Annotated in this window: 16 protein-coding genes, 1 pseudogene and 1 riboswitch; of the genes and pseudogenes, 11 read left to right on the forward strand and 6 right to left on the reverse strand. The window is 38.6% G+C overall.

From position 1 onward, the window contains the following. Positions 1-180: 180 nt before the first annotated feature. Positions 181-1,071 (forward strand): hypothetical protein, encoded by an 891-nt coding sequence (locus MKZ18_RS02305; protein ID WP_138117421.1) that lies wholly within the window; start codon positions 181-183, stop codon positions 1,069-1,071. 82 nt (positions 1,072-1,153) lie between these two features. Here MKZ18_RS02305 and MKZ18_RS02310 read toward each other — a convergent pair whose 3' ends face one another. Both MKZ18_RS02310 and MKZ18_RS02315 read right to left on the reverse strand, forming a co-directional pair. Further along, complete coding sequence (locus MKZ18_RS02310; protein ID WP_025908309.1) at positions 1,154-2,152, reverse strand: tRNA dihydrouridine synthase; 999 nt, start codon at positions 2,150-2,152, stop codon at positions 1,154-1,156. A gap of 218 nt (positions 2,153-2,370) precedes the next feature. Then, positions 2,371-3,180: a hypothetical protein gene (locus tag MKZ18_RS02315; protein WP_340842947.1), complete on the reverse strand. Its 810-nt coding sequence runs from the start codon at positions 3,178-3,180 to the stop codon at positions 2,371-2,373. Positions 3,181-3,429: 249 nt separating this feature from the next. Here MKZ18_RS02315 and MKZ18_RS02320 point away from each other — a divergent pair, with 249 nt between their 5' ends. The 3 genes and pseudogenes from MKZ18_RS02320 (at position 3,430) to MKZ18_RS02330 (ending at position 7,589) form a co-directional block, all read left to right on the forward strand. Next, complete coding sequence (locus tag MKZ18_RS02320; protein WP_340842946.1) at positions 3,430-4,014, forward strand: SMI1/KNR4 family protein; 585 nt, start codon at positions 3,430-3,432, stop codon at positions 4,012-4,014. Between the two features lie 299 nt (positions 4,015-4,313). Next, positions 4,314-4,571, forward strand: a pseudogene (locus MKZ18_RS02325) (3'-5' exonuclease); the annotation flags it as partial. A 213-nt stretch (positions 4,572-4,784) separates the two neighbouring features. Continuing rightward, positions 4,785-7,589 (forward strand): DEAD/DEAH box helicase, encoded by a 2,805-nt coding sequence (locus tag MKZ18_RS02330; RefSeq protein ID WP_340842945.1) that lies wholly within the window; start codon positions 4,785-4,787, stop codon positions 7,587-7,589. A gap of 19 nt (positions 7,590-7,608) precedes the next feature. Here MKZ18_RS02330 and MKZ18_RS02335 read toward each other — a convergent pair whose 3' ends face one another. Both MKZ18_RS02335 and MKZ18_RS02340 read right to left on the reverse strand, forming a co-directional pair. Next, positions 7,609-8,004: a (deoxy)nucleoside triphosphate pyrophosphohydrolase gene (locus tag MKZ18_RS02335; RefSeq protein WP_025907293.1), complete on the reverse strand. Its 396-nt coding sequence runs from the start codon at positions 8,002-8,004 to the stop codon at positions 7,609-7,611. A gap of 82 nt (positions 8,005-8,086) precedes the next feature. After that, positions 8,087-8,308: a DUF3923 family protein gene (locus MKZ18_RS02340; protein ID WP_061785734.1), complete on the reverse strand. Its 222-nt coding sequence runs from the start codon at positions 8,306-8,308 to the stop codon at positions 8,087-8,089. Positions 8,309-8,560: 252 nt separating this feature from the next. Further along, a riboswitch (cobalamin riboswitch) is annotated at positions 8,561-8,759 on the forward strand. Between the two features lie 164 nt (positions 8,760-8,923). Here MKZ18_RS02340 and MKZ18_RS02345 point away from each other — a divergent pair. The 5 genes from MKZ18_RS02345 to lepB all read left to right on the forward strand — a co-directional run bounded on the left by MKZ18_RS02345 (position 8,924) and on the right by lepB (position 13,001). Further along, positions 8,924-9,157, forward strand: a complete 234-nt coding sequence (locus MKZ18_RS02345) for a hypothetical protein (protein WP_061785735.1) — start codon at positions 8,924-8,926, stop codon at positions 9,155-9,157. Next, entirely contained in the window at positions 9,147-10,256 is a 1,110-nt protein-coding gene (mmgD, locus tag MKZ18_RS02350) for a citrate synthase (RefSeq protein WP_061785736.1), read from the forward strand. The genes MKZ18_RS02345 and mmgD overlap by 11 nt, the downstream gene beginning before the upstream one ends. Positions 10,257-10,351: 95 nt before the next feature. Beyond that, positions 10,352-11,788, forward strand: coding sequence for a bifunctional 2-methylcitrate dehydratase/aconitate hydratase (locus MKZ18_RS02355; RefSeq protein ID WP_025907301.1), 1,437 nt, complete (start codon positions 10,352-10,354; stop codon positions 11,786-11,788). 16 nt (positions 11,789-11,804) lie between these two features. Continuing rightward, positions 11,805-12,719 (forward strand): methylisocitrate lyase, encoded by a 915-nt coding sequence (prpB, locus tag MKZ18_RS02360; protein WP_061785737.1) that lies wholly within the window; start codon positions 11,805-11,807, stop codon positions 12,717-12,719. Between the two features lie 42 nt (positions 12,720-12,761). Continuing rightward, positions 12,762-13,001, forward strand: coding sequence for a signal peptidase I (gene lepB, locus MKZ18_RS02365; RefSeq protein ID WP_373688702.1), 240 nt, complete (start codon positions 12,762-12,764; stop codon positions 12,999-13,001). Between the two features lie 75 nt (positions 13,002-13,076). Here the strand turns inward: lepB and MKZ18_RS02370 are convergent, their stop codons facing one another. Beyond that, positions 13,077-13,838, reverse strand: a complete 762-nt coding sequence (locus tag MKZ18_RS02370; protein WP_061785738.1) for a LytR/AlgR family response regulator transcription factor — start codon at positions 13,836-13,838, stop codon at positions 13,077-13,079. Positions 13,839-13,851: 13 nt separating this feature from the next. Next, positions 13,852-15,189 (reverse strand): sensor histidine kinase, encoded by a 1,338-nt coding sequence (locus tag MKZ18_RS02375; RefSeq protein ID WP_061785739.1) that lies wholly within the window; start codon positions 15,187-15,189, stop codon positions 13,852-13,854. A 286-nt stretch (positions 15,190-15,475) separates the two neighbouring features. On the opposite strand from MKZ18_RS02375, the gene MKZ18_RS02380 reads away from it, so the two are divergent. Then, complete coding sequence (locus MKZ18_RS02380) at positions 15,476-17,263, forward strand: hypothetical protein (protein ID WP_061785740.1); 1,788 nt, start codon at positions 15,476-15,478, stop codon at positions 17,261-17,263. A gap of 14 nt (positions 17,264-17,277) precedes the next feature. After that, on the forward strand, positions 17,278-17,691 hold the full coding sequence (locus MKZ18_RS02385) for an ATP-binding cassette domain-containing protein (protein ID WP_341344486.1): 414 nt from the start codon (positions 17,278-17,280) through the stop codon (positions 17,689-17,691). Positions 17,692-17,693 lie beyond the last annotated feature (2 nt).

The raw sequence follows: 17,693 nt of genomic DNA on the forward strand, positions 1-17,693 counted from the left end.
ATGTATGTAAAGCGGGCTATCGTGCATGACTATTTTCTAAGACTTAATGATTAGTTAATTCGTATGATATTCGCTCTAGTCCTTAATGCCATTTTCCTGTTTTTACAAATCATCCATAATTTTCAATTTATGAGTGATATACTTTTTAAGTTGAGAAAAAAACGGACGAGTGAGGCGAACATGATGAAAAAATGGTTACTTGTAACAGCTGCAAGCTTACTACTAGCAGCTTGCGGTAAAGACGAGAGTGCAGAACAAGCGAAAGAAACAGCGGCTGCGGAAGAGCAAAAGAATGAAGAAAAAATAGAAAAAGAAACTGAAAAGGAAAGTTCAAAAGAAGAAACCTCAAAAGTGGAACTATCCCAAGAAGAGATGGACCAGCTTCGAATCCCAACGGTTTCAATTGATTCACCATATTACGAAAAAGATCTTACAGAACAAGAACTAGTTGAAAACTATATGGACGAGACGGGAAGAATTTACTTTAGCTTAACGGAAGAGCCAATCCGAACAATTGTCAGCAGTACGTCATCTTCAAAGGTTTCAAACATCACAAACTACAGTGATGTATTTATTAATCCAGAAAGCCAACAAGCATATCAGCTTCAAAATCAAGCCGAAAGGGATCAAATCTATAAATTGATTTTAGCCAATCAGCCAACGCAGCTCCAAAGCACGGATCCTTCTGAGTATAGAACATGGGAACAAGCGACGAACTTAGAGCGAGGCATGATGCAGATGCTTTATTTAGTCGGACCGACAATGAATGATATTAAAACTGCAATGGACCGTGACTTATATGATCACCCGGCATTTGTAGTAGGACAAGAAGAGCTAGAAAAACTAGGCGCACCCCTTGTTTTTGCACCGGCTCCGCAAACTCCGTTAGACTATGAGCTTTTTGAAAACATGAAAATGGTTCAAGCGATGTGGGGACAGGTAGGTAAATTTGAGAATCCTGCTGAAAATAAAGCGGAATTTGAAAAGGTATATGCCCAAGCGAGACAAGAAACCAACAATTTATTCGCGCGCATTAACTATGCGTTAACGGAAGACGGCTTTAGTGAATAAGCAAATTTGATTTATCAAAAACAAAAGCTGAACCTCGTGTAGGCTCAGCTTTTTGTGTTGCTATTTTTAAGTGAAACAAGCGTTACTTAATTGAGAAACCTTCGTCTTCCTTCATACCAGTTCGATCCTTGAACTCATCAAGCAAATCACGTACTTCATCAGTCGTTTCTGTGCTCATAAGTAAGTTTCGTAGCTCACTTGCGCCTCGGAATCCACGAACGTAGATTTTGAAGAAGCGACGAAGCGGTTTGAATGGGCGTGGCTCTAATTCTTTCGAATATTTATCGTGAAGATCTAGCTGCAGGCGAAGAAGATCTAATAGCTCTTCACTTGTGTGCTCTTTCTTTTCTTTTTCGAAAGCAAATGGATTGTGGAAAATTCCGCGTCCAATCATGATTCCATCAACACCGTACTTTTCCGCAAGCTCCAAGCCTTTTTGACGGTCAGGAATGTCGCCGTTAATCGTAAGAAGCGTATGAGGCGCAATTTCATCACGAAGCTTTTTGATTTCTGGGATTAGCTCCCAGTGTGCGTCCACGTCGCTCATTTCTTTTTTCGTACGAAGGTGGATAGATAGGTTAACGATATCTTGTTCTAAAATATGCTTTAACCAGTCGTACCACTCGTCGACTTTTGTATAGCCAAGGCGCGTTTTCACGCTGACAGGAAGTCCCCCAGCTTTAGCCGCTTGGATAATCTCTGCCGCAACGTCTGGACGACGAATCAAGCCAGATCCTTTTCCGTTTCCTGCAACGTTTTGTACAGGACAGCCCATGTTAATATCAATGCCTCGGAAGCCCATTTCAGCCATACCAATACTCATTTGACGGAAGTATTCAGGCTTGTCTCCCCAAATATGCGCAACGATTGGCTGCTCGTCTTCAGTGAACGTTAGGCGTCCTTTTACGCTATCTTTTCCTTTCGGATGGCAGTAGCTTTCCGTATTCGTAAACTCTGTAAAAAACACATCAGGTCGAGCTGCTTCTGTCACCACGTGACGGAACACAACATCCGTTACGGCTTCCATTGGAGCTAAAATAAAGAACGGACGAGGCAACTCATGCCAAAAATTATCTTTCATTGTATATCTAAACCCTTTCCTTAAAGGGAAACGCGTTCCCGAAATTAAAAAGTGAAATGATTGTTAGAGAGCTGATTTCTACTATAGAAGAAATTCAACCACTATATACTTTAATCGTATTAAATAAAAAGTGCAAGGGAACGAGGCATCTTGTTGTGCTGGAAATTGTTATTTAAATGGTCTTGTGGTTTCTGATGAAAAGGAAAATGATTGAAATATTACTGTCCGTCCGTAAGAGGATATAGCTCATACTCCCACTGATGCGTACATTCCTCTAACATATAATATCCGCGCTCCTCGTTGCGTACAATCCGGGAGCACTGCTGTCTCGGGATTGGCCCCTCGTCACCATCGCTTAGCACATCAATCCAACGCTGACCGGCTTTTTTATCATACCGGGTGATGAAATCCATCCCGTTAATGGTAATGGTCTCTCCGTCACTGTTGCTTTTTGCTTTCAGTATGAAATTGTCTATTTCCTTTGTGCTTACCGCTGATGAAGAAGAGGCTAAATACACATCTTTTGCTCCCTTCCATGAGTTAAACCGGACAATATCTTTTGAAATCCAAGTTGGGTTATGGGCTCCTAATGCTGCCTCAGCTCCTTCTTCAACAGGATATTCTGGCCCTCGAACCATAAATTCCACCGATTGATCGTCGAGAAATTTACCAATTATTCCAAATCGTGTTTTATAAAAGTGATAAAAATACGTTGTCTCACCTAGAGTGACGTGACGATACTCAATTACAAGAGATTGTTTGTGACTGGGAGAATCAATCTTTGTATAGTCATAATCCATGAACAAGACCATAAACCCATGTATAAATAAGGCCGGAACGCCAACGACTAGTCCTAAACGGACCCACAGCTTTTTATTAATGAAAAACAGCAAGATCATATTGATGACTAAAGGAATGACATAACCCGTTGGTTTCAAAGAGAGAAAGAAATAGCCTGATAGATGCATAGCTACTAGTCCCAAGTCCATTACGCACAGAAAAATCAGTAGCCATTTCGCTTTCGTCATTTTGTTTCCTCGTTTCTATGTATGGATTGCTTTGAAAGAGTTTGTTTAGGTTTTTTCAAACATATAGAATAATTTTAACATGTTTTTAACAAATTGTGGAAAAGTGTTCAAGGATAAAGGAATTGATGATGGTTTAGAAGTATGGAGCGTGCAGTAATCTAAGCGTACGTTATAAGAGAGAAGAAAGTGCTCAAAATGAAATCAACTTGCTCATGATAAGAGCGGCTATCGTTATAGGAGGATAAGGTAATGGACTTAGTAAATAATTTTGTAACGAGATTAAAAGCAGCGTTACCAACAGGTGATCTTGCAGAACTAAATACAGCGTGTGGTGCTACAAAAAAGGATATAGACTTACTAAAATCAACGTATCCAAATTGTCCCCAATCATTAATCACACTACTTGAAAAGATTGATGGTACATATTGGCGTAAATACGGTGAAAATGAAATTGCCGTTTATATGCTAGGTTCAGATGTTGAAGAAGGGAGATATCCGTACTATTTACTATCTACGCAGCAAATGCTCGATAGTTCAAAAGAAGAAGAGGACGTTTCGTACCTGTTGGAATACGAGGAAGACGTTGATCCTAGAATCAATCCAGACGGACTTCACCTTGAAACCTATATTCATTTTGCAGACTGTATGAATAATGGCGGAACATCAAGGCTCTATATTGACTTTAATCCTTCTCCAGAGGGGGTAAGTGGTCAAATCATTCGCTTTGTGCATGACCCGGACGAATACAAAGTGATTGCTGACAGTTTTGATGAGTATTTGCAGGGGGTTATTGATAGTGGGTTTGTTTTTTGGGAGGAAGATGAGTTATTTTAGTTATTTCGAATAGCCTAAAGAGAATGTTTAGTTTTAAGTGAATTTAAGGAATATAATAAACGCATTTATGAGATTTATATAAATAAAAATAATGTAAATATGTATGCGTACGATAAAGATTACGTGGAGATAACAGATGAAAATAGAAGGTTTTATGGTAAGTAACATGATGTCGATCATTTACGAATATATAGCATACATACAGCTAAGCCCGCCTTATAGACTGATACATAATGGGCGTGTAGACACCAAGTCTAATTTTCCCCCTTTTTGCTCAGCTTCTCTTGATGTTCAAATAAGTGAAAATCAGCACCATCGACAGCAGCAAAGGTCTCGACTACCAAGCGGTCTTCATCGTCAACGTTAACTCCATGCCGTTTCCACTAGAAGAAGATAAGGAGCGGGAAGTGTCCCTGCTATATATCGGAATGACGAGAGCGAAGCAGTATTTGTGCTTATCTTATTCTGGGGAGTCGGAGTTTGTGAAGTGGTTTGATGGGGTTTTGGAGGAGCGTAGTGGTGCGAGTGTGGAGTGGTTGAGGGAAAAGAAAGGATGAGGCTGTTAGTGAAGTTAATTGGAATGGATGTGTTGTTGTAATCTTACTTATTTATGATAGGGTGAACCGTATCACAAATCAAAAGAGTTAAGTAGGGCTTCTAAAGCCTTACTTTAACTCTTGTTTATTTACCAAAAACCCCTTGATCCACCCCATCTAAACACCTAAACTAAAAGTAACAGTTTAATGGAAAAAGGTGGAGTGGTAGATTATATGGGAAATCGATTACTAGTAAACTCGAAAAACACGAATCTTCTACATGAGCTTGTGACTTCTTTGAAGGAGTGCAAGAGCTTTTATTTTAGCGTGGCCTTTATTAATTTTAGCGGGCTGCAGCTGCTTTTAGACCCTTTGAAGGAAGCGGCTAGTCGCGGTGTGGAAGGGCGTATTATTACATCGACGTATCTGAATTTTACGGAAGTGAAGGCATTAGAGAAGATTAAAAGCTTTGATAATATTGATCTTAAGGTATTCAGCGCGGTAGAAGAAAAAGGTTTTCATACGAAGGTTTATATCTTTGAATATGAGAACGACTATAAAGTAATTATTGGTTCTGCGAATATGACGCAAAGCGCGTTGAAAAGTAATATTGAGTGGAATGTAGAGGTTGTGTCAAAGAGCGAGATGCCTTTCATTCAGGATGTTCTAAAGGAATACGAGCACTTGTGGGACATTAGTAACGACGCAACAAGCGAATTTCTAGAGGAGTACGGGAAGTTTTTGGCTGCGTTAAAGGAATCAGCTTACAAACCTCAAATGATTTTTGAAAAGGGTGAGTACATCAAGCCAAATAAGATGCAGCAGCGCGCAATGGAAAATCTAGAACGCCTGCGCAGTTTTGGTGAAACGAAAGCTCTAGTTATTGCGGCAACGGGTACAGGTAAGACATATATGTCGGCATTTGACGTGCAAAAAGTGAAACCAAAGCGCCTTTTATTTATTGTGCACCGAGAAGAGATCCTTCAAAAAGCAAAAGAAACGTTTGAAACACTGTTTGTGAACGAGGGAGTGACGTTTGGCTTGTTGACGGGAAGTTCAAAAGATCAAGAAGCAGACTACTTGTTTGCGACGATTCAAATGTTAACAAAGTACTATAGTGAGTTCGAGCGAGATTCGTTTGACTATATTATTTATGATGAAGCTCACCATGCGACAAGTCCTTCTTATCAGCGAGTGATGGAATATTTCACGCCAGCATTTACCCTAGGCATGACGGCAACACCGGAGCGAAGCGACAGCATGAATGTATTTGATTTGTTTGATAACAACATAGGCATTGAAGTTCGTCTTCACGAAGCGCTAGAAGATCAGTTAGTCGTACCGTTTCACTACTTTGGTATTACTGATATTGAAGATGTTGATTTAAGCGGTATTGACATTGATGATATAGCTGAGGTAACCAAACGGTTAAAAGTAAATGAGCGCGTCGACTTTATTATTGAAAAGATGGAGTTTTATGGTCACGATGGCTTAACGCGTAAAACGCTTGGCTTTTGCGCTAGCATTGAACACGCTGAGTATATGGCAGAAGAGTTTAATAAGCGCGGCTACAAAAGTGAAGTGTTACATGGCGGCCATTCCATTCCCCAGCGTCAAGAGTGTATTAAGCGATTAGAAGATGATAGAGATGAATTAGAAGTCATTTTTTCAGTGGATATTTTCAATGAAGGTGTGGACATTCCGTCGGTGAATTCTGTATTAATGCTTCGTCCAACGAATTCACCAATTGTATTCATCCAGCAGTTGGGGCGCGGTTTGCGCAAGCACGCCAGCAAATCATTCTTAACAGTACTTGATTTTATCGGAAATCACAGCAAGGTCTTTTTAATTGCGCTCGCTCTAAACGGCAGCCGCTATTACGATAAGGAAAGCTTAAAGGTAGGCATCGCAAAGGGATTCCCAAGCATTCCAGGTGCTACACATATTCAAATGGATGAGATATCACGCGACCGAATTTTAGCGCAAATTGACCGTGAAAACTTCAATTCGCTGAAGTACCTGAGAGAAGAGTACAACGAATTTAAAAAATTAAATCAAGGCATAATTCCGTATTACCTGATGGACTATTTAAAGTTTGATGGAGCGCCTGACCCAGTGAAGTTTATCAATAAAGAAAAGTCATATCTTCAGTTTGTAGCGAAAACCGAAAAAGACGACCAGCTGAAAACTCTGTTACTTCATGAAGACTTTGAAAGTGCCTTTAAGGAGTTGTCTAGTAAGCTACCAATCAAGCGCGTGTACGAGTTTGTGATTTTAAAATATTTACTAAGTCATGACAAAGTTTCACTGAAGCAAGCCAATCAAGAAATCTTGAAATACGTAGAGGATGTGGAAGAAGATACGGTAAGGCACGCGTTTGAAGTATTAAATCAAGCGTACTATGATAGTGGACAGCTTCGTTCTAAGTTAAAGCTAATTGATTTTAACGGAGAAGAAGCGGTGAAAACGGAGCGCTTTGCGAATGTTTTACATAACGACCAGTTTAAGCCGTTTATTAAAGATGCGATTGATTACGGCATTTTCCGCTACGAGAAAGAGTTCGGTAAACGAGATTACGGCGTACCGCACTTAAAGCTGTATGAGCAGTACACAATGATGGACCCAGCGCTACTATCTAACTACCGGAAAACGCACAGCTCGTTTCGTGGTTCTGGCTTATTGACAAATGATAAAGAGTTTTTCTTATTTATTGATCTTCATAAGGAAGAAGATATTAAAGAAAGCATTAACTATCAGGATAAGTTCATCGATAAGCGCACGTTCCACTGGCAAACGCCAAACAGTACGACCCAAAAGTCTGAGCGAGGAAAGAATATTATTTTTAACAAAGACAGAGGTATTCACCTGCATCTATTTGTACGAAAATATCGTGAGATGGATGGTAAGACTGAACCGTTTATTTATATCGGTAAAGGAAATACGGTTGAGTACCACGGGGAAAAGCCGATTACGGTAATCTTAGAATTAGAAAATGAAATTCCAGCGTTTCTGTATACGGAGTTTACGGAAAGAGTATAGCCTTCTCATCGCGAGAAGGCTATTTCTTTTCTACTAATAGTTCAACCGCCGGAACGTCCGCCGGTGCCCAGACAAGTGAATCTAGATTTTCTTTGTTTAACCAAACAAGCTTGGCATGCTCAGTGGGCTGCGGTGTACCTTCAACAATTTCAGCTTTAATCGCAATGAGCTCAATAATAAACGTATCGTATTCATGGGTGTGTTCGTTATGTAGCTCCGTTGCTTTGATTTTACAGTGAAGCTCTTCTTCGATTTCTCTCACAATCGCAGAGTAAATATCTTCGCCTTCTTCTACTTTCCCACCAGGAAATTCCCACATGTTCGGTAGAGACATGTCGTTTGAACGGAGGGCACAGAGGACTTCGTTTTGATCATTTTCAATAACGGCGGCAACGACCTTTATTTTTTTCTTCACGGTTCATTCTCCTTACAGCTGTTTTGTTTCATCATAACATAGGAGAGTGGGAGATTATAAGATCGGAATTGAGAGGTGGGTTTCATTTACTCGTTCTTACATTAATAACAAGCCATACACTTTGAATCACAAGCGGAATGACAAAGGCAAGCACTAACACAATAAAGGATAATAGTTTAATTTCAGGGGTTTGAATGGCACCCGCTCCGTCCACTTTTCGCGTCCATACCATAATAGTGCCTAAAACAAATAGCATGGCCCAAAAACAGTTCGTAATCCACCAGGAAATCCATCGTTTTTTCATGAAATCGCTCCTTTCATCTTTGGCATAAAGCAAATTTACTTTTAAGTTTTTCCTTTATTATACAGGAATTGTTATCCAATAATTAACAAAAAACAGTTTTTCTATATTTTATTTATGATTTTGCTAGAGAGGTTATAAATGGATTTATAAGATAAGTGCTTTGAAAAATGAAGTGTTGTACAGTGTTAGCTAAGTGAAATGAAAATAAAAATTGTAAAAATTTATAAAATTTGATATGTTTAAAGTGAAAATAATATCGATGTAGAAACAGGTGTAGGTGAAAGGTGTCTTTCATCTGCTTAAAAGGGAAGTTCGGTTGGAATCCGACGCTGTCCCGCAACTGTATTTGGGAGCGATTCGAAAAAGCCACTGTTTTCATGGAAATGAAGATGGGAAGGTTCGAAGAGCGATGATCATAAGCCAGGAGACCTGCCTGTTTTAGCATGCATCAATACCTACGCGGATAGGGGGTGTTAAGTGCGAAGTGACAAACATGTTTTAAAAATGATTTAAAAACATGTTTATTTGAGTATTGTCTCGCGGCTTAACAACTTCTTTGGGAAGTTGTTTTTTTATTGCTTTTTTAGCGGGTACGCGTGATGGAGGTGAGCAGCTGTGGACGGATCAGTTGAGTATTTTGTGAATTACTTCAAAGCGAGCATTATGAATAACGTAGTGGCAGAGAACCCTTGTACACTTTCAGACTATTATCAGGAGTTAAGAGATTTTGTGGTAGACAAGAGGGGGGATGCTGAAAAGAAGGCTCTTTTTTTACACAATATTGAAAAGGCTTACAAAACAGTAGGTGAAGAGATATTTGGAATGGAGGAAAAGAGAGATGGAGACTGAAGCGAGGTTTTTTCCGGGACTTGAAGGCGTTGTGGCTGCTGAAACAAAGATTTCATTTCTTGATACCCAACAGGGGAAAATTATTATTCAAGGGTATGACCTGATTGAGCTATCAAAATCAAAGAGCTACCTCGATATGATCTACCTTTTACTAGAAGAAAGGCTGCCGAATATTAACGAGAAGGAACTAGTTGAAGAAATGTTAAAAGGGGAGTACGAGATTCCAGATGAACTGTTGGATGTCTTCTGCTTACTCCCTAATGGCACGCATCCAATGGATGGCTTGCGAACAGGAATTTCATTTCTTTCAGGCTTTGATAAAGGGCTTGATAATCGTTCTCTATCGGCAAATAAAAGCCGTGCTTACAAGCTGTTAGGCAAAGTGCCTGCGATTGTGGCGAACAGCTACCGTTTAATCGAAAAGAAAGAGCCGATTCGTCCGCTTAAAGAGTTATCGTATAGCGCAAATTTCTTTTACATGATTACGGGGAAGAAGCCATCATCTCTGGAAGAGCAAATCTTTGATCGTTCACTTGTTTTATATAGTGAGCATGAGATGCCAAACTCCACGTTTACAGCGAGAGTCATTTCTTCTACTCAGTCTGATTTATACGGTGCATTGACAGGAGCGGTTGCTTCTTTAAAAGGAAACCTGCATGGAGGAGCTAACGAAGCGGTAATGGAACTGCTTTTAGAAGCTGGTACTGTAGATAAATTTGAAGAGCTGCTGATCGCTAAGCTTTATAAAAAAGAGCGTATCATGGGATTTGGCCATCGCGTGTATATGAACAAAATTGATCCGCGGGCTTTAATGATGAAAGAGTCGCTCAAACAGCTATGCGCCCTGCAAGGAGATAATCGTCTTTATCGCATGTGCGAAGCGGGCGAAGAGCTTATGAAGCGTGAAAAAGGTCTTTATCCGAACTTGGATTACTACGCAGCACCTGTCTATTGGATGCTTGGTATTCCTATTTCACTTTATACACCGATCTTTTTCAGTGCTAGAACGGTAGGGTTGTGTGCGCATGTTATTGAGCAACATGAACATAATCGACTTTTTAGACCGCGCGTACATTATGTAGGCGAGCGCCGCTTTTAACAATTTGGGGTTGTTCACGGCCACTCACCGAATGGATATTTTGGCGAATACCCATTTCTATCATAAATAAATTTGAGGAGAAAGGAAAGATGCACATGTTGAAAACGAATGAGCAAGTCAAAACGGATGTTTTATTAGAGGAAATCGCAGATTACGTTCTTCATAAAGAGATTAAGAGTTTAGAAGCGTTCCAAACCGCTCGTTATGTCCTGCTTGATACGATTGGATGCGGGATGCTGGCGCTTAGTTATCCAGAGTGCACAAAGCTCCTCGGCCCCATTGTTCCAGGAACAGTTGTACCAAATGGCAGTCGGGTGCCGGGAACGTCATTTGAGTTAGATCCAATTCGAGCTGCGTTCAACATTGGTTGCATCATCCGCTGGCTGGATTACAACGATACGTGGCTAGCGGCAGAATGGGGACATCCTTCTGATAATCTTGGAGGTATTTTAGCGACAGCTGACTACATTAGCCGCGTACGCGTAGCAGAAGGGAAAGAGCCGCTGGCCGTTCGTGATGTGCTTGAAATGATGATTAAAGCGCACGAAATTCAAGGCGTGCTGGCGTTAGAGAACAGCTTAAACCGAGTTGGATTAGATCACGTGATGTTTGTGAAGATTGCCACGACTGCAGTTGTTACCAAAATGCTTGGAGGAACGCGTGAAGAAATTATTAACGCTTTGTCCAATGCGTGGATTGATACGGTAAGCTTACGTACCTACAGACATGCGCCGAATACCGGTTCTAGAAAGTCTTGGGCTGCCGGCGATGCGACAAGCAGAGGCGTACAGCTTGCTATGATGGCAGTAAAAGGAGAAATGGGCTATCCCACTGCGTTGTCTGCACCTAATTGGGGGTTCCAGGACGTATTATTTAACAAAAAACAGGTAACGCTTGGTCGTCCGCTTGATTCCTATGTTATGGAGCATGTGCTATTTAAAGTGTCTTATCCAGCGGAGTTTCATGCTCAAACGGCCGCGGAGTGTGCGGTTAAACTGCATCGAGAAGTCGTGAATCGATTAGACGATATTGCTTCGATTACAATTACAACGCATGAGTCTGCGATTCGCATTATTGATAAAGAGGGGCCACTTCATAATCCGGCCGATCGAGATCATTGTTTGCAGTATATTACGGCGATTGGTCTCCTTAAAGGAACAATTGTTGCCGATCATTATGAAAACGAAGTCGCATCTGATTCTCGAATTGACGAGCTGCGCAGCAAGATGAAGGTTGTTGAAAATAAGCAGTATAGCGAAGACTACCTGGATCCGAAAAAGAGATCGATTGCAAATGCCGTGCAGATTCATTTTAAAGATGGTACACAAACAGAGGAAGTAGAGTGTGAATATCCGTTAGGGCACCGTTTTAGAAGAGATGAAGCCATTCCAAAGGTTAAAGAAAAATTCTCAACTAATATCAAAACGCGTTTTCCTCTCAAACAGCAAAAGCAAATTGAAGCAGTTTGTTATAACCAAGAGGAGCTTGAAAGCATGAGCGTAAACGAGTTTGTTCAATTGTTTTTGATCTAAATAAGGAGGGTCTTACATGACGTGGATTGTCAATCAGCCGTTATCTCAACAGGAGCTAGCTGCTAAATTTCAACGGCTTATGGATGCGCAAGAAATCCTTCAACTTCCAGGTGCACATGATGCTATGGCCGCACTGGTGGCTAAGCAAGCTGGCTTTTCAGCACTTTACCTATCAGGTGCTGCTTATACGGCAAGTCGGGGACTACCAGATTTAGGAATTGTAACATCTACAGAGCTAGCCGATCGGGCGAAAGACGTGATACGAGCTACAAACTTACCTGTGCTGGTTGATATTGATACTGGTTTTGGTGGCGTGTTAAACGCTGCTCGTACTGCTAGAGAAATGGTTGAAGCCAGCGTAGCAGCCGTTCAGATTGAAGATCAGCAGCTTCCAAAAAAATGCGGTCATCTCAATGGAAAACAGCTTGTAACAATAGAAGAAATGGCACAAAAGATCAGAGTAATTAAAGAAGTCGCTCCTTCTTTAGTTGTTGTGGCTCGGACGGATGCTCGCAGTAGCGAAGGCCTGGAGGAAGCTGTCAAACGAGCAGCTGCATATGTAGAAGCAGGAGCAGATGCTATTTTCCCTGAAGCGCTCGGCTCTGAAGAAGAGTTTCGGACATTCAAAAGTCAAATTCAAGCGCCTCTTTTAGCTAACATGACGGAGTTTGGAAAAACACCGTACTATACAGCAACAGAATTTAGCAATATGGGCTTTCAGATGGTCATTTATCCCGTCTCTTCGCTTCGCGTAGCAGCAAAAGCGTACGAAAGGATATTTGATTTAATCAAGGCGACAGGTACCCAAAAAGAAGCAATAAGAGATATGCAGACAAGAAGTGAGCTATACGACCTCATTTCGTACTATGATTTTGAGCATTTGGACAAGAACTTGGCTCAAACCATTCTTATGGAAAAGCATAAGTCATAGGTACATGAAGGTAGTAAGTTCTTACAGATATCAGGGTCTGTAATTAAGAAAGGTTTGTTGGGACAACCTCTTACAGAAGATTTTAAGCTTGAAGATTATACGGGTGAAACAGTTGTACCAAAAGGTCAGCTGTTTGTCATGGGTGATAACCGTCGCAACAGCCTAGACAGCAGGTCCCCGATGCTTGGCACCGTTCCATACAATCAAGTGGTTGGAAAAGCAGAGCTTGCATACTGGCCTTTAGAGAAGCTGGAGGTTATCGGTTCTGATCTGAAAGAGTAGATAACAATTGTTTAACTAATGAAAAGATCCCTCATAAAGAGGGGTCTTTTCATTTCTCTAAGGTATGCAGCTTGCTTATAAGTGCGAATTGATAGCATTTCGCAATTCACTATATTTATTTTTGCTAACTCGAATTTCAGCATTCACATTTTCAAGCTCGATTAAATAGGAGCGCATATATTCATCAGGCTTAATTTCAGCTACTTTTGATAAAGGAATTAAGAATGATTGGTGCGGTCTGAAAAAATGATGTTTGCTTAGCATTTTTTCTAGCTCGTTCAGTGTATTGCTGCATTCAATTTCTTTGTTATCCTTTACGCTAATAATACATTTTCGGCCTCGTTTTTCAACGAAATTAATTTCATTGATTGTAATAAAGTGAATGGAGCTTTTGTCTCTTACCGTAATTTTCTTTGTCGCTTGTTCTTGTGTGTGATCAAAATTAAGTTCTTGAGAAACGGTTCTGTTTGAGCGCTGGTTACGAAACTGAACCAACGCTTTTTCAAGTCGTAAGGGGCTTACAGGCTTTAATAAAAAGTCGATAGGATATAATTCATACCCATGTAGAGCATAGTCAGAGTGACCCGTTACAAAAATCAATAAAATATCAGGAAATTGCTGTTTAATGGTCTCGGCCAACTTTAAACCATTGATGTGAGGCATGTCTATATCTAAGAAAACCAAATCAATCGCTGATGTTTGTAGAAATGCTAGTGCGTCTCTGGGATCTGAATAACTATAAATGTTTTCAATAAATGGATATTGCGTTAATAAATTTTTTAACATATCCGTGCAATGGACCTGATCATCTACGGTTAAAACATCATATTTATCCATCCGTCTCTCTCCTTTAAATCGCTTTGTTCTTTTTCATGGCTGGAAGCCTAGCAATAAAAGCCGTAGTGTTACTAGTTGTTTCTAAGTAAATCATGCCTTCATACTTCTCGATAATCCGCTTAGTAGCAATTAAACCAATACCTTCATGATTATTTGATTTAGTTGTAAACTGATTATTAAATAGTTTTGAAGCAATGTGAGAGTCTATTTCTCCACTATTTGTTACTGTAAATATGTATTCGTTGGATAAATGCTCAAGCTCAATTAAGACTTCAATCCAGCTATCTTGTGTTTTATCGTGCGTTAGAGCATCCATCGCATTTGAAATTAAATTCCCTAGTACGCGATTAATATCGGTTACTTTGCAAGGAATGTGGGCTAAATTATCTTTTGCAATTACGGACATCTGAATATTTTTGGTATATGCTTGCTGTTTTAAAGTTAACAGTAAAGCCGAAACGGCTGGATGATGAATAGGAATGACTTCATTTATTTTTCTCACATCTTCAATGACTTCCTCTATATATTCTTCAGTATCCTGAAACTTTTGCTGGGCGATTAATCCGTATAGTGTATGAAGGTGATGAATAAAATCATGCCGCTGAGATTTGATAACTTGAAAGTACCGCTTAATTTCCACTTCATGCTGTTTTTCTAACAGTTTCTCTAATCGTTCAGATTCATGCTTGAGCACAATTTGTGAAAAGAATAGTAGATAAATGATAGATACAACTGTAATGAATAAAATGGATGAATTTGTTTGTTGTAAATAAAATAAATTATACGAAATCGTAAATGCTACAACAATGATAAGTACCATAGTAACGCAAGTTAAGATGATATATTTAGGCCCATATTTCTTATAAAAGAAATCATCTTGATCTTTGTAAATAATAGTTAGCGGAATGAAAGATAGTTTGTATTTAATAAATAGAAAGCTAATGAAATTAATTAATAGAATATGAGGTAACGCAATGAACATTTTCTTAAAGGAATAAGCTTCCAAAAAGCTTATGACATCAAAGATATTGCCTAAAAAAAGGAGCGCTATCAATTCTCCTAATAATAAAATACATAAACCGAGTACTACTGAAATAAAGGCAGCAGAAAAGCTAATCTTAAAAATTAAGCTTCCTAAGATGAATAAAATGAGAAAGCTGCATAAAAAAGTAATGGCGTGTGAAAAATTGGTCGTTAACTTTAATAGCATAATCGATGCTACTCCGATTGAGTTGACTGCTATGAACTGTGCTTTTACTTTCGAAAATTTAATACCTAAAAAGGCAATCAAGAAAAATATTAATGAAAAAACCTCTAAAAAGGTGCCTATTACTTCAACGAAGAAGTTCATTTTAATTCTTTTTACCTCCTATTTTTAATTATGCTAACAACCCTTTACGATATATAAAATAGCATATATTGAATTTTTTTAATATGTTAATTAAGATAATTATTTCTAAAAATAACAATACTTGGTTAATATAACGAGTTGAACAGATGGTATTTTGACCCTGATAAGACAAAAAATCTCCTAGATAAGCAGAATATATAGACATATATGTATGTTTATTTTAAATTATTGTAAGAAGTTTTCTGAGTTACTATATTGTAATGCAATATAGTGGAGGGGTGAAAAAATGCTAAGCAAATGGCTGAAATGGAAGCTTTTTATTCGATGGAAAAATCAATGGAACTATATTAAAATCTTTAGAGATTTATCAGTCGGAAGAAGCCTCTGGGTCTTATTTTTTATTCAAAATATAATTAATTCATGTTTGATTTTTTTCGGAACGTATTTCCTTTTAAAATACGTAGTTCTTAACGAACATTTAACAAATGGTGAAGCGAAGCAAAGTCTAGTGATTAATCTAATTCTAAAGACGTTGTCTTCCATACAACAAAATGGGGAGATTCTTTGGTCCATTTTATTTTGTTTGATTATGATTTTTGCCTTTATTTCGGGGGTAAGTTCTTCTAAATGGCAAATACAATCCAAAGACCAAGAATGGTTAATGATTACGTTAAAGATCAAGCAAAGAAAAGCAAACATCTTTCTCTATTTAGAATCGATTGTGTGGGACACGAAGGATTTTATCTTTAACTACATCCCAATTCTATTAGCTTTAGGCGTTGTTACAGGTGTAAATAAAGTTTATCTTGCTAGCTTACTAATTTTAACGTTAGGAAGCTACCTGCTGCTAACTTTACTTGTTTCAATATTGCATAACAATTATATGAAGCTACAGCATTATAAATGGAATTTCTTTTTGAGATTGTTAACGAACCTAATTCTTCGCCTTTTAATTGTGTATACAGCGTTTTTTGTTGGAAAAATGAGTTCTCCGTGGATTAAGGAATTTCCTCTAACGAGCAATAATGTCAATTATGAACATTACAATGAGTTGATCAATGAGGGAGTGGACGTCATCTCTTCTATTTTAGCACCACTATCAAACATCTTTTTACATCCCTATATGCCGTATAACGTGTTTTCAGACATTTTGTTTAATGGCCTTCAACTCCATGCCTTGCTGAAGCTAGCGATGTTCTTTATAGGAGTAATCGTTCTTTTATCCATTTTATCAAAAATGAATCATCATAGAAGAACTCCGTATTATCCTTTTAAGAGAATAGAGGCTTTCAATACTCTTTTATCTAAAGTTATTCCTGGCACATCGTATACAACCATTTTAGCGAAGCATCATTATCGAACGGATTACTTACGCTATCGGTTTCCAGTTGTTCTAGGGTCATTTTTATTTTGGGTAATTTGGGGAGTAATTACAGGTCTTCTGCAAAGTCTTGATCAAAGTGAAGAGATTTATTTTTTAATCATGTCATTTTATTTATTTTTCCTAACTTATTTCTATGTATATTCAATTTTCACCGAGTTAAATGGCATGTTTTCTGTGGACGGGGAAGGGAAGCAAGTAATTACTTATTTATTAAATGGAAAATCATTATGGGATGTGTTTAAATATCGATTTCATCTATTCGCTTTGACAAGTTTACCTTTGTTTATTGTCGCAGATATCCTATTCTTTTTCGTTAATCAAATGCCACTCATGTTAAGTATCATGACTCTGTTATTGCATATTATTAGCTTTTTCTTCTTTGCTTTATTAATGTTCTTGCCAGGGGTACTTAGACCACATTTTAATTATGAAAATATCGAACAGCTAGATGATTATCCAGATAAAAAAATTGTCGCAGATGTGATCCGTTTTGCGACTGTTGGGTTAATGGTTCCACTATTGATGCTTCCTACGGCTTTGTTTTTAGTGGATAGTATTGGGGTTTCAAGTTATATCGTCATTCAGTGGGGCATGGCTGGAATGATTCTTCTTTTATTCGTTGGAATAGCGCTGCCGCTCGTTTCCAAACTGTTAGTTAAAAAATCAAGCTTTGAACAAATAAACCTATAGAGAGAAGGGATTGTATGAACTACTCTTTAAGCTTTCAAAACGTCAGTAAATCGTTTGAAACCAAACGCATATTAGACCATATCTCATTTGATATTGAAAAAGGGAAAATCACGGCATTTCTTGGTCAGAATGGAGCGGGTAAAACCACAACGTTGAAAATTGCAATGGGACTCCTTACACCGGATGAGGGAAAGGTGCTTTTGCATAATGAAAGCATAGAGAAAATGAAGAAAGAAGTCACCTTTATACCTGACCATCCGTATTTATACGACGAGTTAACGGGTCGAGAATATATAAAGTTCATCATGGAATTAACTGATTTGAATCTATCTAAAGAGGAAGTAGAGAAACAAGTTGTTTACTATCATTTAGAGAAAGAAATCGATAAGAAAATTAAAAATTTATCTTTAGGTAATAAAAAAAATTAGCT

Origin of the sequence: Priestia sp. FSL W8-0001 (assembly GCF_038050335.1) — a bacterium.
GTDB classification, from domain to species: domain Bacteria; phylum Bacillota; class Bacilli; order Bacillales; family Bacillaceae_H; genus Priestia; species Priestia flexa.

What these genes read in the sequence shown, in the direction of transcription:
- MKZ18_RS02315 (WP_340842947.1), bottom strand. Translation starts at nt 3,180, where the DNA reads ATGACGAAAGCGAAATGGCTACTGATTTTTCTGTGCGTAATGGACTTG.
- MKZ18_RS02310 (WP_025908309.1), bottom strand. Translation starts at nt 2,152, where the DNA reads ATGAAAGATAATTTTTGGCATGAGTTGCCTCGTCCGTTCTTTATTTTA.
- MKZ18_RS02375 (WP_061785739.1), bottom strand. Translation starts at nt 15,189, where the DNA reads ATGAACTTCTTCGTTGAAGTAATAGGCACCTTTTTAGAGGTTTTTTCA.
- mmgD (WP_061785736.1), top strand. Translation starts at nt 9,147, where the DNA reads ATGGAGACTGAAGCGAGGTTTTTTCCGGGACTTGAAGGCGTTGTGGCT.
- MKZ18_RS02340 (WP_061785734.1), bottom strand. Translation starts at nt 8,308, where the DNA reads ATGAAAAAACGATGGATTTCCTGGTGGATTACGAACTGTTTTTGGGCC.
- MKZ18_RS02355 (WP_025907301.1), top strand. Translation starts at nt 10,352, where the DNA reads ATGTTGAAAACGAATGAGCAAGTCAAAACGGATGTTTTATTAGAGGAA.
- MKZ18_RS02385 (WP_341344486.1), top strand. Translation starts at nt 17,278, where the DNA reads ATGAACTACTCTTTAAGCTTTCAAAACGTCAGTAAATCGTTTGAAACC.
- MKZ18_RS02380 (WP_061785740.1), top strand. Translation starts at nt 15,476, where the DNA reads ATGCTAAGCAAATGGCTGAAATGGAAGCTTTTTATTCGATGGAAAAAT.
- MKZ18_RS02320 (WP_340842946.1), top strand. Translation starts at nt 3,430, where the DNA reads ATGGACTTAGTAAATAATTTTGTAACGAGATTAAAAGCAGCGTTACCA.
- MKZ18_RS02330 (WP_340842945.1), top strand. Translation starts at nt 4,785, where the DNA reads ATGGGAAATCGATTACTAGTAAACTCGAAAAACACGAATCTTCTACAT.
- MKZ18_RS02370 (WP_061785738.1), bottom strand. Translation starts at nt 13,838, where the DNA reads ATGGATAAATATGATGTTTTAACCGTAGATGATCAGGTCCATTGCACG.
- prpB (WP_061785737.1), top strand. Translation starts at nt 11,805, where the DNA reads ATGACGTGGATTGTCAATCAGCCGTTATCTCAACAGGAGCTAGCTGCT.
- MKZ18_RS02305 (WP_138117421.1), top strand. Translation starts at nt 181, where the DNA reads ATGATGAAAAAATGGTTACTTGTAACAGCTGCAAGCTTACTACTAGCA.